Source organism: Allobosea sp. 05T422_2, assembly GCF_056396265.1.
The window spans coordinates 1-14,380 of the sequence record NZ_JBFTLD010000168.1 but is presented as its reverse complement, the minus strand read 5'-3'; the positions used below and the strand labels follow the sequence as shown (position 1 = coordinate 14,380).

At 64.2% G+C, this 14,380-nt stretch carries 15 protein-coding genes and 1 pseudogene; 9 read left to right on the top strand and 7 right to left on the bottom strand.

Going from position 1 to position 14,380, the window contains the following annotated elements; all coding sequences use genetic code 11:
* Positions 1-84: 84 nt before the first annotated feature.
* Positions 85-783, bottom strand: a complete 699-nt coding sequence (locus AC1DJT_RS24120; protein ID WP_441506194.1) for a GntR family transcriptional regulator — start codon at positions 781-783, stop codon at positions 85-87.
* Between the two features lie 509 nt (positions 784-1,292).
* On the opposite strand from AC1DJT_RS24120, the gene AC1DJT_RS24115 reads away from it, so the two are divergent.
* The 8 genes and pseudogenes from AC1DJT_RS24115 (at position 1,293) to AC1DJT_RS24080 (ending at position 8,948) form a co-directional block, all read left to right on the top strand.
* Entirely contained in the window at positions 1,293-1,619 is a 327-nt protein-coding gene (locus AC1DJT_RS24115; RefSeq protein WP_441506195.1) for a cupin domain-containing protein, read from the top strand.
* Positions 1,616-2,848: an NAD(P)/FAD-dependent oxidoreductase gene (locus AC1DJT_RS24110; RefSeq protein WP_476835020.1), complete on the top strand. Its 1,233-nt coding sequence runs from the start codon at positions 1,616-1,618 to the stop codon at positions 2,846-2,848. The genes AC1DJT_RS24115 and AC1DJT_RS24110 overlap by 4 nt, the downstream gene beginning before the upstream one ends.
* Before the next feature lie 538 nt (positions 2,849-3,386).
* Entirely contained in the window at positions 3,387-4,304 is a 918-nt protein-coding gene (locus AC1DJT_RS24105; protein WP_476835019.1) for a branched-chain amino acid ABC transporter permease, read from the top strand.
* A 3-nt stretch (positions 4,305-4,307) separates the two neighbouring features.
* On the top strand, positions 4,308-5,690 hold the full coding sequence (gene livM, locus AC1DJT_RS24100) for a high-affinity branched-chain amino acid ABC transporter permease LivM (protein ID WP_476835018.1): 1,383 nt from the start codon (positions 4,308-4,310) through the stop codon (positions 5,688-5,690).
* Positions 5,690-6,499: pseudogene (locus AC1DJT_RS24095) on the top strand (ABC transporter ATP-binding protein); the annotation flags it as partial. The gene livM and the pseudogene AC1DJT_RS24095, both read left to right, overlap by 1 nt.
* A gap of 26 nt (positions 6,500-6,525) precedes the next feature.
* Complete coding sequence (locus AC1DJT_RS24090; RefSeq protein WP_113514113.1) at positions 6,526-7,257, top strand: ABC transporter ATP-binding protein; 732 nt, start codon at positions 6,526-6,528, stop codon at positions 7,255-7,257.
* A gap of 71 nt (positions 7,258-7,328) precedes the next feature.
* On the top strand, positions 7,329-7,682 hold the full coding sequence (locus tag AC1DJT_RS24085) for a DUF6867 family protein (RefSeq protein WP_441506197.1): 354 nt from the start codon (positions 7,329-7,331) through the stop codon (positions 7,680-7,682).
* 150 nt (positions 7,683-7,832) lie between these two features.
* Entirely contained in the window at positions 7,833-8,948 is a 1,116-nt protein-coding gene (locus tag AC1DJT_RS24080) for a branched-chain amino acid ABC transporter substrate-binding protein (RefSeq protein ID WP_476835017.1), read from the top strand.
* Between the two features lie 77 nt (positions 8,949-9,025).
* On the opposite strand, the gene AC1DJT_RS24075 is transcribed toward AC1DJT_RS24080, so the two are convergent.
* The 6 genes from AC1DJT_RS24075 to AC1DJT_RS24050 form a co-directional block, all read right to left on the bottom strand.
* A complete protein-coding gene (locus tag AC1DJT_RS24075; RefSeq protein WP_441506198.1) occupies positions 9,026-9,577 on the bottom strand; it encodes an RBBP9/YdeN family alpha/beta hydrolase in 552 nt (183 codons plus the stop codon).
* A 78-nt stretch (positions 9,578-9,655) separates the two neighbouring features.
* Positions 9,656-9,808 (bottom strand): hypothetical protein, encoded by a 153-nt coding sequence (locus tag AC1DJT_RS24070; RefSeq protein ID WP_441506199.1) that lies wholly within the window; start codon positions 9,806-9,808, stop codon positions 9,656-9,658.
* Between the two features lie 9 nt (positions 9,809-9,817).
* Positions 9,818-11,119 (bottom strand): adenylosuccinate lyase, encoded by a 1,302-nt coding sequence (gene purB / locus AC1DJT_RS24065; RefSeq protein WP_476835016.1) that lies wholly within the window; start codon positions 11,117-11,119, stop codon positions 9,818-9,820.
* A gap of 146 nt (positions 11,120-11,265) precedes the next feature.
* Positions 11,266-11,949, bottom strand: coding sequence for a ribulose-phosphate 3-epimerase (gene rpe / locus AC1DJT_RS24060; protein WP_441506201.1), 684 nt, complete (start codon positions 11,947-11,949; stop codon positions 11,266-11,268).
* A gap of 53 nt (positions 11,950-12,002) precedes the next feature.
* Entirely contained in the window at positions 12,003-12,680 is a 678-nt protein-coding gene (locus tag AC1DJT_RS24055; protein WP_441506202.1) for a glutathione S-transferase family protein, read from the bottom strand.
* A 45-nt stretch (positions 12,681-12,725) separates the two neighbouring features.
* Positions 12,726-13,706: a hypothetical protein gene (locus AC1DJT_RS24050; RefSeq protein WP_441506203.1), complete on the bottom strand. Its 981-nt coding sequence runs from the start codon at positions 13,704-13,706 to the stop codon at positions 12,726-12,728.
* A gap of 263 nt (positions 13,707-13,969) precedes the next feature.
* Here AC1DJT_RS24050 and AC1DJT_RS24045 point away from each other — a divergent pair.
* Positions 13,970-14,380: FAD-dependent oxidoreductase (locus AC1DJT_RS24045; RefSeq protein ID WP_476835015.1), on the top strand; the 411-nt coding region annotated here is incomplete at its 3' end.

Sequence of the window (14,380 nt, the reverse complement as noted above, 5' to 3'; positions counted from 1 at the left end):
GCCAGCGCACAGCCGCAATGTCATGCCGTCATGGGCTCCACGGCCCTCGAAATAGATATATCAATGGCGCGCGCCCCTCAATTCTCAGTCGCGGCCGAGCGTCGCCAGCAAGCCGGCGCGCAAGTGCTGCATCAGGGCATCGCTGGCTGCACTCGCCGCGGCAGGATCCTCCGTTGCCAGGGCCTGGGCGAAGGCGACATGATGCCCCGCCGCGGGCACCAGATCGTCCTCGCGCTCGAAATAGTACCAGGCGCGCCGGATCAGGGCCTGCAGCGGTTCGACGGCGCGTGTCGCATAGGGGCTGCGTGCGGCGGCGGCGACCGCCGCATCGAGCTCCTTGTCGAGCCGCATATAGGCATTGGCATCGCCGGCCTCGGCTGCAACGCGCATGGCGCGCGCCTTCTCGATGATGACGATGCGCTCGCGCGGACTCGCCCGCTTCGCCGCATCCGATGCGATCAGCCTCTCCAGCACCTCTCGCGCATCCAGAGCAGCCATGATGTCGATGGCGTTGATGCCGGTGACGACGACGCCCTTGCGCGGCAGGATGTCGACCAGCCCCTGCTGTGCGAGGCGGATCAGGGCCTCGCGAACCGGCGTGCGCCCGACCCCGACGAGATCGATCAACTGGGCTTCGGTCAGCACCGCGCCGGGCCTCAGGGAGAGCGTCACGATGGCCTCCTCGAGACGGCGATAGGCGGTCTCCGAGAGGCTCGTCGCAGCGCCGGGCGGAACACGCACATCCGTCTCGGGAGGCAGCTGGGTTTCTTCGTTGGAGCGCATGCTCATTTCGCTCCCGCGGGACGGAAGGCGAGGATTGACGCGACATCCAGCATTGATATATCACCATGACCGATACGGGCCGGCCGCAGCCGCAATGCAATCTGCAAGCGAAACGTCCTCATACGCAAGAAGCATTCTGCGATGACGAAATGCATCAGCGCCCTGCCTTCCGGACCACCAGGCTCACGCCCCACTGACGAGCTCGACTTCGCCGAGATCGCCCCGCGCCGATCGCTTCGCGGCGCATATCGGCGTCGACGATCTCTCGCCAAATCTGGTTGCAGGGCCGAGACCGGAGCAATCCGTCGCTGGACCTATTCGCGGCTCGACGTCGCGGCGCGACTCGGCCAGAACATCAAGCTGGTCGAGGCGGCGGTGATCAACTCGCGTGATCGCCACATGTATCGCACGGGAGGGTGCGGAGCGCGCCTGCCTTGCGGCCGTCGTCAAGGCAGCGGAAGCCAAGTGGCTAGCCTGCCGAAACTCTGATCCATTCTCCGGGAGGTACCGTGGCCTTTACCTGCACGACACCCGCCGTTCCAACCGTCCAGCAGGACGACGAGACGATCCGCATCACCCGTTGGGACTTCGAGCCCGGTGCCGTGACCGGCTGGCACAGCCATGGCTGGCCCTATTTCGTCATCATGCTGTTCGACGGCACGCTGCGCATCCATGACGGGACGAATGTCACCGACGTTCCGTTGGCTCAGGGCCAGGCCTATATGCGCCCGGCCGGCATCCAGCATGACGTGATGAACGGCTCGGACCATCCGATCGCCTTTATCGAGATCGAGGTGAAGAAGCCGGGCGCCCTGAAGGAGCTCAGCCTTTCATGAAGATCGCGATCGTCGGAGCAGGCATTGTGGGCATCGCCACTGCGCATGCCCTGCTTGACGACGGTCACGAGGTTCTGATCATCGATAAGGAAGGGCCGGCCTTCGRCCCTTCACGCGGCAATGCCGGCTGGATCGCACACACGGACATCCTGCCGATTGCGAGCCCGAAGAACCTGCGGCAGGTGCTGAGATTCCTGGCCGATCCGCTTGGACCGCTCGCCATCCGCCCTGTCTATCTGCCAAAGCTCCTGCCCTGGCTCGTCCGCTTCATCCTGGCCGCGCGCCCAGCCGCCTATGAACGCTCGATCCAGGGCCTCGGCGCCCTGCAGCAACAGGCGTTGCCGGCCTGGCTGAAACTGGCCCAGACCACGCATCTCAGCCGCCACATTCATCGCAATGGCGGTCTCTACGCCTTCACCGACAACGCCGCCTTCGCGGAAGCTAGGCGTATTGCGCAGCGGCAGGCCGAATTTGGCATCAAGGTCGAGATGATCGGCCCTGACGTGCTTCGCCAATTCGAACCCGCCCTGAAGGACCGCTTCGTCGGAGCAGCGTTCCACCCCGAGACCGCCCATATCAGCGACCCGCTCGAACTGTCGCTCGCCCTTTTCGAGGCGGCGCTGGCGCGCGGCGCCCAATTCGAGAAGGCCGAGGTCATCAACCTCTCAATGGCCGCGCGCCCTGCCCTGATCGGCCGCGACGGCTGGCAGCGCGTGGTCGACCGCGCCGTGATCGCCGCAGGAGCCTGGTCGAGGCCGCTCGCTGCCGCTCTCGGAAACGCTGTGCCGCTCGAGACCGAGCGCGGCTACAATGTCAGCTTCCCCGGCAGCACGGGGCTGACATCCCGGCCCATCGGTTTCGAAGGGCATGGCTTCGTCATGACCCCGCTCGACAGCGGCTTGCGCATTGGCGGCGCGGTCGAGTTCGGTGGCCTCGATGCACCACCCAATCCCGCGCGGACGCGGGCGCTCTATGATAAGGCCGCCAACCTCGTCGACGGCTTGCCTGCCTTCGGCAGTGGCCGTCTCTGGATGGGTTTCCGGCCGTCATTGCCGGATTCCCTACCGGTGATCGGCAAGGCAGCGCGCAACCCAAGCGTCGTGCTCGCCTTCGGACACGGCCATTACGGCATGACGCAATCTGCGGTGACCGGCGGCCTCGTCGCCGATCTGATCGCCGGTCGCCCGTCGGCGATTGATCTCGGCCATTTCAGCCCGAACCGGTTCTGAGGGGCGGCATGGCTGATCCCGACCTGATCATCCATATCAATGGTTGGCCGGGCTGCGGGAAACTGACCATCGGCCGCGAGCTGGCGAAGCGGCTGGGCGCGCCCCTCACATCCCCCGACGCACGACCATGCCGCCAAGGGCGGCAGTGCCAGGACGTTATTATACCTTCGATCGAGGGCTGGCCCCGGATGATCGACGACAGCACGATCGTCACCGACGATCGCGCCCCGCAGACCCGCGGCTGCAAGGTGACCGATCGCACCCGACAGCCCCTGCCAACACCCGTTTTACTTGCACGAAGGAGGATGCCGCACCGCACAACAGACAATCATCTTGCGCCAAATTGGCGCTGCACTGCACAGAATTCTGCCTGTTTCGAGAGCAAGCGGTCCGAGATTGCTTTTGACAGAAATATGGCATGGGTGGATTGTCGCAGGCGCAAGCCATTGGTAGCTCTGCATAGCAATCGCATCCCGCATGCGTCGGCGTCATGCCGGCGAAGAGAACGGGAGCTGGTTCGAGGGGTTAGACGTCGTCAATGGAAGTATTCCTCCAGCAGCTCATCAACGGGCTGACCCTGGGGTCGATCTACGGCCTCATCGCCATCGGCTACACGATGGTCTTCGGAATCATCGGCATGGTGAACTTCGCCCATGGCGACGTTTTCATGCTCTCCGCGTTCATTGCGCTGATCTTCTTCATGCTGATCGCCTCCTGGTTCGGCGCCGGCCTCATCGTCCTGGCATTGATCTTCGTGCTGGTGCTGGCGATGTTCTTCACGTCGCTGTGGAACTGGACGATCGAGCGTGTCGCCTACCGGCCGCTGCGCGGTTCCTTCCGACTGGCCCCACTGATTTCGGCCATCGGCATGTCGATCTTCCTGACGAATTTCGTCCAGGTCGTGCAGGGCCCGCGCAACAAGTCGATCCCGCCAATGCTGAACAAGTCGATCACGCTGATCGACAGCGCGACCTACACGGTCCAGATCTCCTACAAGCAGATCGTCATCATCCTCACCACCGCGATCCTGCTCGCCGCCTTCTGGTTCATCGTGCAGAAGACCTCTCTGGGTCGCGCCCAGCGCGCCTGCGAACAGGACCGCAAGATGGCCGGCCTGCTCGGCATCGACGTCGACCGCACCATCTCCATCACCTTCGTGATGGGCGCAGCGCTCGCCGCCGTCGCCKGTGTGATGTACCTCGTGCTCTACGGCGTCGTGAATTTCGCCGACGGCTTCACGCCAGGCGTGAAGGCCTTCACCGCGGCGGTTCTGGGTGGCATCGGCTCCCTTCCCGGCGCCGTGATCGGCGGATTGCTGATCGGCCTGATCGAAGTGTTCTGGTCCRCCTATTTCACCATCGACTACAAGGACGTCGCCGCCTTCTGCATCCTTGCGGTGGTGCTCGTCTTCATGCCGTCCGGGATCCTCGGTCGTCCCGAAGTCGAGAAGGTCTGACGCATGGCTCCCGTCACACAGTTACCGGCCGCACGCCAACTCGACATGATGAAGGCGCTGAAGGAAGCCGCCTTCGCCGCCGTCGTCACCTTCGGCCTGTGCATCCCCATCATCGCCTGGGGCACACGCCAGAACCTCGACAACGTCCTCGTCCTCGATCCACGTTGGGACGCCGTCGCCTGGGCTGTTGCGATCATCTTCGTCGGCCGCTTCCTGATGGCGTTGCGCCAGCAGAAGCGCGGCGAAGGCAAATCGGTGGTGCGGCTGCTGCCACATGGCACGATCGGCTTCTTCCAGCGCCATTCGCGCCTGTTCTCACTGGCCGGGCTCGGCTTTCTCGTCACTTTCCCGATCATTGCCATCACGCTGGCGGGCTGGGGCGGCGCGCTGAAGTGGATCGACAATTTTGGCGTTCAGATCCTGATCTACATCATGCTCGGCTGGGGGCTGAACATCGTTGTCGGCCTCGCCGGCCTGCTCGATCTCGGATATGTCGCCTTCTACGCCGTCGGCGCCTATTCCTACGCGCTGCTCGCCAAGAATTTCGGCCTGTCCTTCTGGATCCTGCTGCCGATGTCCGGGATCCTCGCGGCCTTCTGGGGCATGCTGCTCGGCTTCCCCGTCCTCAGGTTGCGCGGCGACTATCTCGCTATCGTCACCCTCGCCTTCGGCGAGATCATTCGCCTCATCCTGATCAATTGGGTCGAGTTTTCGAACGGCTATGCCGGCATCTCCGGGATTCCGCGCCCCACCTTCTTCGGCATCCCGTTCACGGCCGCCGATGATGGCTTTGCCGCAGTGTTCGGGCTCGAATTCTCGCCGCTCTATCGCACCATCTTCCTCTACTACGTCATCCTCGGACTGGCCCTGCTCACAGCGTTCGTCACGCTGAGGCTGCGTCGCCTGCCGGTCGGACGCGCCTGGGAGGCGCTACGAGAGGACGAGATCGCCTGCCGCTCGCTCGGCATCAACACCACCAACACCAAGCTGACGGCCTTTTCGCTCGGTGCAATGTTCGGTGGCTTCGCTGGCTCATTCTTTGCTGCACGCCAGGGCTTCATCTCGCCTGAGTCTTTCGTCTTCATGGAATCGGCGATCATTCTCGCCATCGTCGTGCTCGGCGGCATGGGCTCGCTCTGKGGCGTCGCCATCGCGGCCAGCGTGATGATCGGCGGCACCGAACTCCTGCGCGAACTCGATTGGCTGAAGCAGATCTTCGGCCCCGATTTCGATCCGACCAAATACCGCATGCTGATCTTCGGCTTCGCCATGGTCGTAATCATGATCTGGAAGCCACGCGGACTGATATCGACACGCGAGCCGACAGCCTTTCTCAAGGAGAAGAAGGCGATCTCGGCCGATATGGTCCAGGAAGGCCACGGCTGATGACAACCCCTCCTCTGCTTCAGGTCGAACATCTGACGATGCGCTTCGGCGGCCTCACCGCCGTCAACGATCTTTCCTTCGAGGCACGCAAGGGCGACATCACCGCCCTGATCGGCCCCAACGGAGCCGGCAAGACSACSGTSTTCAACTGCATCACSGGCTTCTACAAGCCGASCGAAGGCATGATCACGCTGACCCAGGACAGCGGCGCGAGCTTCCTGCTCGAGCGCATGCCCGACTTCCGGATTTCCTGGAAGGCCAAGGTCGCCCGCACCTTCCAGAACATTCGCCTGTTCGGCGGCATGACCGTGCTGGAGAATCTGCTTATCGCGCAGCACAACCCGCTGATGATCGCGTCGGGCTTCACCTTCCTCGGCGTGCTCGGCATCGGCGGCTACAAGGCGCGCGAGAAGGAAGCGATCGAGAAGGCCAAGTTCTGGCTGGAGAAGATCAACCTGATCGATCGCGCCGACGATCCGGCCGCCGACCTGCCCTATGGCGATCAACGCCGCCTCGAGATCGCGCGCGCCATGTGCACCGACCCCGTGCTGCTCTGCCTGGACGAACCCGCGGCGGGCTTGAACCCGCGCGAGAGCCACGATCTCAACACGCTTCTGCTCTCGATCCGCAAGGATATCGGCACGGCCCTGCTGCTGATCGAGCATGACATGTCGGTGGTGATGCAGATTTCCGATCACGTCGTGGTGCTCGACTATGGCACCAAGATCTCCGACGGCACCCCGGCCGAGGTGCAGGCCGATCCGCGCGTGATCGCGGCCTATCTCGGCGTCGACGACGAGGAAGTCGCCAAAGTGGAAGCAGAGGTCGGATTGTGATGACGGACGCCGCGCCTCTGCTCTCCGTTCGCGGGGTCAAGACCTATTACGGCAAGATCATCGCTCTGAAGGGCGTCGATGTCGACGTGCATGAGGGTGAGATCGTGACGATGATCGGCGCCAACGGCGCCGGCAAATCGACGCTGATGATGACGATCTTCGGCAATCCGCAGGCCCGCGAAGGCACAGTGACCTATGAGGGCCGGGACATCACGAAGCTGCCGAGCCACGAGATCGCCCGGCTGGGCATCGCGCAATCGCCGGAAGGACGCCGCATCTTCCCGCGCATGACCGTGTTCGAGAACCTGCAGATGGGCGCCGCAGTGCGCGACCTCGCCCATTTCGAAGAGGATCTCGAAAAGATCTGCGAGCTCTTTCCGCGCATTCGCGAGCGCCTGCAGCAGCGCGGCGGCACACTTTCGGGCGGCGAGCAGCAGATGGTGGCGATCGCGCGCGCGCTCATGGCGCGGCCGAAGCTGCTGCTGCTCGACGAGCCGTCGCTCGGGTTGGCGCCACTGATCGTCAAGCAGATCTTCGAGGCGATCCGCGAACTCAACCGGACGCAGGGGCTGACCGTGTTCCTGGTCGAGCAGAACGCCTTCCACGCCCTGAAGCTCGCCCATCGCGGCTATGTCATGGTCAACGGCGTCATCACCATGAGCGGCACCGGCCAGGAACTGCTGGCGAACCCGCAGGTGCGCGCCGCCTATCTCGAAGGCGGGCGGCACTAGAGCCGTATGACGTATCGCGTTTCAGAGCGACATGCGGTCGACATCAGGCTCACGATCCTAGGAGCACAACGATGCAAGGCATAATCTACGAGGAGCCGACCATCTGGTTGTTCCTGCTGGTCACCGTCATCATGGGCGGCTGGGCGGCCTGGATGACCGGGCGGGCGGTGGCGATGACCTGGCGGCCGGCATTCCAGCTGGTGCTCTATATTCTCGTGCTGGGCCTCTTCGTCCGCTTCATCCATTTTGCCCTGTTCCAGGCCACCCTGCTGACCCTGCACTATTATATCATCGACACGATCGTGCTGATGGCCTTCGGCTTCGCCGGCTGGCGCTACAACCGCGCCCGGCAGATGACGACGCAATATCGCTGGCTCTATGAGCGCACCGGACCCTTCGGCTGGAAGCCCCGGGAAGGCGGCTAACCCCCTCCGAAAGAGCGAAAAACCACACCGAGCTTGCCGCGTGACAGACCGTCGAAAAAGCGCAAGACTGCATTTCACGGTGGCACCACGCGCCGAGACGGGCCGAAACTTTGGCCCGTTCATAGTGACAATACAGGGGAGTCTCATCTCATGAAGAAACTGCTGTTGGGCGGTATCGCGCTCGGCGCGGTCCTCGCCTTCTCCGGCGTGGCCAATGCTCAGATCAAGCTCGGCGTAGGCGGCCCGATCACCGGCCCGAACGCAGCCTTTGGCGCGCAGCTCAAGAACGGCGTCGAGCAGGCGGTGGAGGATATCAATGCGGCCGGCGGCGTGCTCGGCCAGAAGATCACCGTCTCGGTCGGCGACGACGTCTCCGATCCGAAGCAAGGCGTCTCTGTCGCCAACAAGTTCGTCGGCGACGGCGTCAAGTGGGTGGTCGGTCACTTCAACTCCGGCGTCACGATGCCGGCATCCGAAGTCTATGCCGAGAACGGCATCCTGATGATCAGCCCCTCGGCCACTAACCCGAAGGTTACCGAGCGCGGTCTCTGGAACACCTTCCGGACCTGCGGTCGCGACGACCAGCAKGGCAGCGTCGCCGCCGCCTATCTTCTGAAGAACTTCAAGGACAAGAAGATCGCCGTCGTCCACGACAAGACGACCTATGGCCAGGGCCTCGCAGACGAGACCAAGAAGGGCCTCAATGCCGGCGGCGTCAAGGAAGTGCTCTATGAAGGCGTGAATGCGGGCGAGAAGGACTTCTCGGCCCTCGTCTCCAAGATCAAGGCGGCYGGTGCCGACTACCTCTACTGGGGTGGCCTGCACACCGAAGGCGGCCTGATCGTACGCCAGATGCGCGACCAGGGCCTGAAGACCGTGCTGGTCTCCGGCGACGGCATCACCACCGACGAGTTCGCCACGATCGGCGGTCCCGGCGTTGAAGGCACGCTGATGACCTTCCCGCCGGACCCGCAGAAGCGACCCGAGGCGGCTGCCGTCCTCAAGAAGTTCGAGGCGCGCAAGTTCAAGCCGGAAGCCTATACGCTGTACAGCTACGCCGCCGTGCAGATCATGGCCGAAGGCGCCAAGCGCGCGAACTCGACCGACCCGAAGAAGATTGCCGCCGCGCTCCATGGTGGGGAGGCCGTGAAGACCGTGATCGGCGACATCTCCTTCGACAAGAAGGGCGACATCACCCGTCCGGACTACACCGTCTACACCTGGAAGAAGGGCGCCGACGGCAAGATAACCTACGTCGAGAATTGATCTCGGCTGCTAATCGATCCTGATCCGACCATCCCGTCCCGGAGCGATCCGGGGCGGGTTTCGTTTGCCGGGCAGTACTACAGTGTCTTGAGGAAGGTTGCGAAGCGCAGCAGACCGTCCGGCCAGGGACCATGCCCGGATTCTGAATTGAGATGGCCGCCATCGCCGGCATCGACGAACTCGGCGCCCCAGGCCTCGGCCAGCGCCCTTGCTTCATCCTGCGTGCAGTAGGGATCGGTCGTGCTGGAGATGAGGATGGCGGGGAACGGCAGTTTCTCGCGCCGATGCGCGATGAAGTCGTGCGCCATACCGGGGATCGCCTGCTTCGCGCGCTCGGAGGCCGGCGCAACCAGGAAAGCTCCCGCGACTTCGCCGGGCTTCAGATGCTCTGCCGCATGCGCCACCGCGCTGACGCCGGCGGAATGGGCAACCAGAACCACCGGCCGCTTGGCTGCGCGGACGGCGGCGACGATCCGGTTTGCCCAGGCGTCCCGGGCGGGTTTGTACCAATCGTCCTGCTCGATGCGCCGGGCGGTGGTGAGCTTGGCCTCCCAGCGGCTCTGCCAATGGTCCGCGCCGGAGCCGGACCAGCCAGGAATGATGAGGATGTCGGCGTCGGACGAGCGCATTGCAATCAATCGGGTTTCAGGGCGAGGCCACGCGACAGGGCATAAGCCTAGTCGCGTCGGCCCCGGGACAGGGCAAGGTCAGCCGCAGCGGACCAGGTCGTAACGTAGGGTGTGAAACGAAAAGCGCCAGCCCGCGCGGCAGCGCTCGGTAATGCCGTAGCGCGCATGCGGGCTTCCGCCTGCGAGCGCAGCGAGATTGCCATGGATATCGGCGAGGACGGCAATCCGCATGGGTTCAGGCTACCCGAAGACGCGCGCGAAGATCGTATCGACATGCTTGAAGTGATAGCCCTCGTCGAACATCGCCTCGAGCTCGGCAGCCGAGAGCTTCGCCGTCACGTCCTTGTMGGTCTTGAGATTGGTGAGAAAATCCTCGCCATGTTCCCAGGTGCGCATCGCGTTGCGTTGAACCAGCGAATAGCTCTCCTCGCGGCTGGCGCCGGCCTGCGTCAAGGCGAGCAGGACGCGCTGCGAATTATGCAGGCCGCCGAGCCGGTCGAGATTCTTGCGCATGTTCTGCGGATAGACCAGCAGCTTGTCGACGACGCCTGTAAGCCGCGCGAGCGCGAAATCGAGCGTCACCGTGGCATCGGGGCCGATCATGCGCTCGACCGAGGAATGCGAKATGTCCCGCTCGTGCCAGAGCGCGACATTCTCGAGCGCCGGCGTCACCATGCCGCGAACGAGCCGCGAAAGACCGGTCAGGTTCTCGGTCAGCACCGGATTGCGCTTGTGCGGCATCGCCGAAGAGCCCTTCTGGCCCGGCGAGAAAAACTCCTCCGCCTCATAAACCTCGGTGCGCTGGAGATGGCGGATCTCGGTCGCCAAGCGCTCGACGCAGGAGGCAACGACGCCAAGCGTCGCAAAATACATGGCGTGACGGTCGCGTGGGATCACCTGTGTCGAGACCGGCTCGACGGCCAGGCCCATCTTCTCGGCGACATGGGCTTCGACCTGCGGGTCGATATTGGCGAAGGTGCCGACCGCGCCGGAAATCGCGCAGGTCGCGATCTCGGAGCGCGCCGCAACCAGACGGTCCCGGCAGCGGCTGAACTCGGCATAGGCCTGCGCCAGCTTGAGGCCGAAGGTCACCGGCTCGGCATGGATGCCGTGCGAGCGGCCGATCGTCGGCGTGAACTTGTGCTCGAACGCCCGGCGCTTGATCGCGGCCAGCAGCGCATCGACATCGGCGATCAGGATATCGGTGGCGCGGGCCAGCTGCACCGACAGCGTCGTGTCGAGAATGTCCGACGAGGTCATGCCCTGGTGCACGAAACGCGCCTCGGGGCCAACGATCTCGGCCAGGTGCGTCAGGAAGGCGATGACGTCATGCTTGGTGACGCGCTCGATCTCGTCGATGCGGGCGACATCGAAGACCGCGTCCCTGGCCTTGGCCCAGATCGTCGCCGCGGCCTCCTTCGGCACGACGCCGAGCTCGGCCAGCTTGTCGGTGGCATGCGCCTCGATCTCGAACCAGATCCGGAACCTCGTCTGCGGCTCCCAGATGGCGACCATCTCGGGACGGGAATAGCGCGGGATCATGGTTGGCCTTTCAGGACAGCGCGCGACGTGATTCCGGACAAGCGGCGAAGCCACGCCGATCCAGACACCATCGCAGAGCAAGGCGCACTGCAATGGGCTCCGGAGCTTCGCTTCGCTGCGCCCGGAATGACGGCGCAGTTACAAATTCAAACCCAGTCGCCGCGGGCGGCTTCCGCCGCCTGGCGGATCGCGGCGATATTGCCGGCATAGGCCGATGGCCCGCCCTTGAACACTGCCGAGCCGGCGACGAGCACGTTGGCGCCGGCTTTCGCGGCCAATGGTGCCGTTTCCGGCGTGGCGCCGCCATCGATCTCGAGTGCGATCGGACGCTCGCCGATCATGGCGCGCACCCGCGCGATCTTCTCGACCACGGAATGGATGAAGCTCTGGCCGCCAAAGCCCGGATTGACGGTCATCAGCAGAATCAGGTCGACATCGTTCAGGAGCGGCTCGATGGCGCTTTCCGGCGTGCCGGGATTGAGCACGATGCCGGCCTGCTTGCCTTGCGCCTTGATGGCCTGCAGGGTCCGATGCGCGTGCGGGCCGGCCTCGACATGGAACGAGATCAGGTCAGCGCCCGCCTTGGCGAAGGCTTCGACATAGGGGTCGACCGGCGCGATCATCAGATGCACGTCGAAAAACTTCTTGGTGTGCGGGCGGATCGCCTTCAGCACGTCCGGGCCGAAGGTGATGTTCGGCACGAAATGCCCGTCCATCACATCGCAATGGATCCAGTCGGCGCCCGCCGCATCGATGGCGCGAACCTCCTCCCCGAGTTTCGAGAAATCTGCGGAGAGGATGGAAGGGGCGATGCGGATGGGGCTGGTCATGCGCGAAGCGTTTAGCGCCCGCAGGCCAGCGCTGCAATCGAAACCGGGAGCTTTCAGCGGCGTTTGACGGGGTAGGACAGTCGCCGGTCCGCTTCCTCGACCTCCTCCACCGCTGTTGCAAAGGCCGGCCGACTGCCCAACCGGCTGAACCAGGCTGAGAGGTCGGGATAGCGTGCAAGCGCCGGGCCGCCGAGGCGCACGGCCCAGAACACGCTCATGAACATGCCGATATCGGCCACCGAGAGGGCCTCGCCGAAATAATCGCGACCCGCCAGCCTCTCGTTGAGCCCGCAATAGCGCTGCTCGAGCTCGGCCTCGGCGATCAGCGCGTCCGTCTCCTGTGCTGCGCGCTTGTTGCGATCCGTCGTCGGCGGCTCGTTGCGGTGCATCAGCGGCCGCAGCGCGGCAAACAGGATCTCGTCGGCGAAAAGCTCGTCCAACCGCGAGCGCGCTCTGGCCGCTGGATTGCGGGGAAGGAGCGGTGGCTGGGGATAGGCCTCGTCGAGATATTCGAGAATGATGGTGGAATCGTAGAGGACGAGCCCCTCGTCATTGATCACCGGAACCTGCCGCTTCGGGTTGAGCGCCAGCACTTCGGGGTGGCGCGGATCGTAGCCAGTCACCTGGTTGAACGGCACCATGATACGCTCGAAGGCGAGGCCCTTCTCCCGCAGCGCGATCTCGACCTTGCGGGAGAACAGGCTCAGAGGCCCGGAATAGAGAGTGATCATGGCATCGCTCCTGGATTGCTGGAGCGATCGTCTCAGGCCGGATCGTCAACCCGCGTCAGCAGGCGTTTCAGCGCGCTTGATCTTCCCGGCGATGCCGCGCAGCAGCCAGGGCAGCAGGTAGATCGGGAACTGCGCCAGCGCAAAATACAGGAAAGTCGTCTGCGGCACGCCGGCCCCAAGCGCCGCAACCAGCAACCCCATGTTCCGTTGACCGGTGCCATAGCCGATCATGAAGCGTTCCGAGCGCTTGAACATCCGCAAGGCGAGTGTCGTGAGCAGAAGGCCGGCGGCGGAAACCGAAAAGGCGATGGCCAGGAACAGCATGACCTGTCCGGGATTGGCCATGGCTGTCCGCGTCACGCCATCCATCGCCGCAATGGCAAAGATGAAATACATCAGCACGCCAAAGCCATCGAGATTGGCCTTCATCGCCCGGATCCGGGCTGCGCCGAGCCAGTGCCGCAGGATCGCCGCCACCACCATGCCGCCGCCGACGAACAGCACGAGACGGAGCGTCAGCGCCCAGCGATCGAGCGGCACGGCAGCCCCCGCCAGCAGCTCCACCACCACCGGGGCCACCAGCGGACTGAGCACCGTGGTCACCACCACGCCCGCGATGATCAGCGAAGGCTCGAAGCCGTAGAGGATCGCGACCGCCGGCGAAGACATGATCGGCGGCGCCGCGCCCATGATGGCAAGCCCGAGGATCAGGCCGGGATCGAGTGCCGCGCGACCGACGAGCAGGAACGCAGCGCCGATCAGCACCGCCGGGCCGAGAATGAGCCACAGGCAGGTGACGATCAGCTTGCCGGGACGGCGGATCAGCCCGGTTATGATGCTGAAATCGGCGCGCAGGAAGACGACCGTGGTGAAACAGAAGATAGTGACCGGCAGCAGCGGCCGCGCCGCCGCCGAGAACTGCGGCAGTGCCAGCCCCAGAAAGATTGAAAGTGCGAAGCCCTGCGTGCCGTAGCGGCCGAGAAGGGCAAGGCCTGCAGCGAGGAAGGCGGCGAAACGCGAGAGCATGAAGGCCTGAATCGGTGCGACAACTGCGCCACACTGGCCGATCCCGGCGCCGGCGTCACCCGCCGTTCGGGAAGACCGGTTCTGCGTGGCGCAGAATCTTGCGCGGAAGGGAACAGTTTGTAAGCGCAGCGCGCGATCCGCACCTGGTTGGCGCAAAACTTGCGAAACTTTCGCCGTTCGACCGCAAAGATACACCATGCCGCTGACATCGCGGCGCAGAGCGGTATTTTGAGCGCGGCAACAGGGCTGACAGGAGCGTAAAAATGCGGACCGATACGATTGTTCTCGGCGCGGGGATCGTCGGCATCTCGGTGGCGCTGCACCTGCAGAAGGCCGGCCGGTCCGTGTTGCTGGTCGACCGGCGCGGACCAGGCGAGGAAACCAGCTATGGCAATGCCGGACTGATCCAGCGCGAAGGCGTTTATCCCTACGGCTTCCCGCATGATTTCGGCGCCTTGTTCCGCTACGCGATGAACAACACCATCGACGCGTCCTATCATTGGAACGCGATTCCCAAGCTCGCGCCCTTCCTGCTGTCCTACTGGCTGCATTCGCGCCCCTCCAAGCACGAGGCGATCGCTCACCAATACGCCACCCTGATCGAGCATTGCGTCACCGAGCATGACGCGCTCGCGGCCGAAGCCGGGGCGACGCATCTGCTGCGCCGCAAGGGC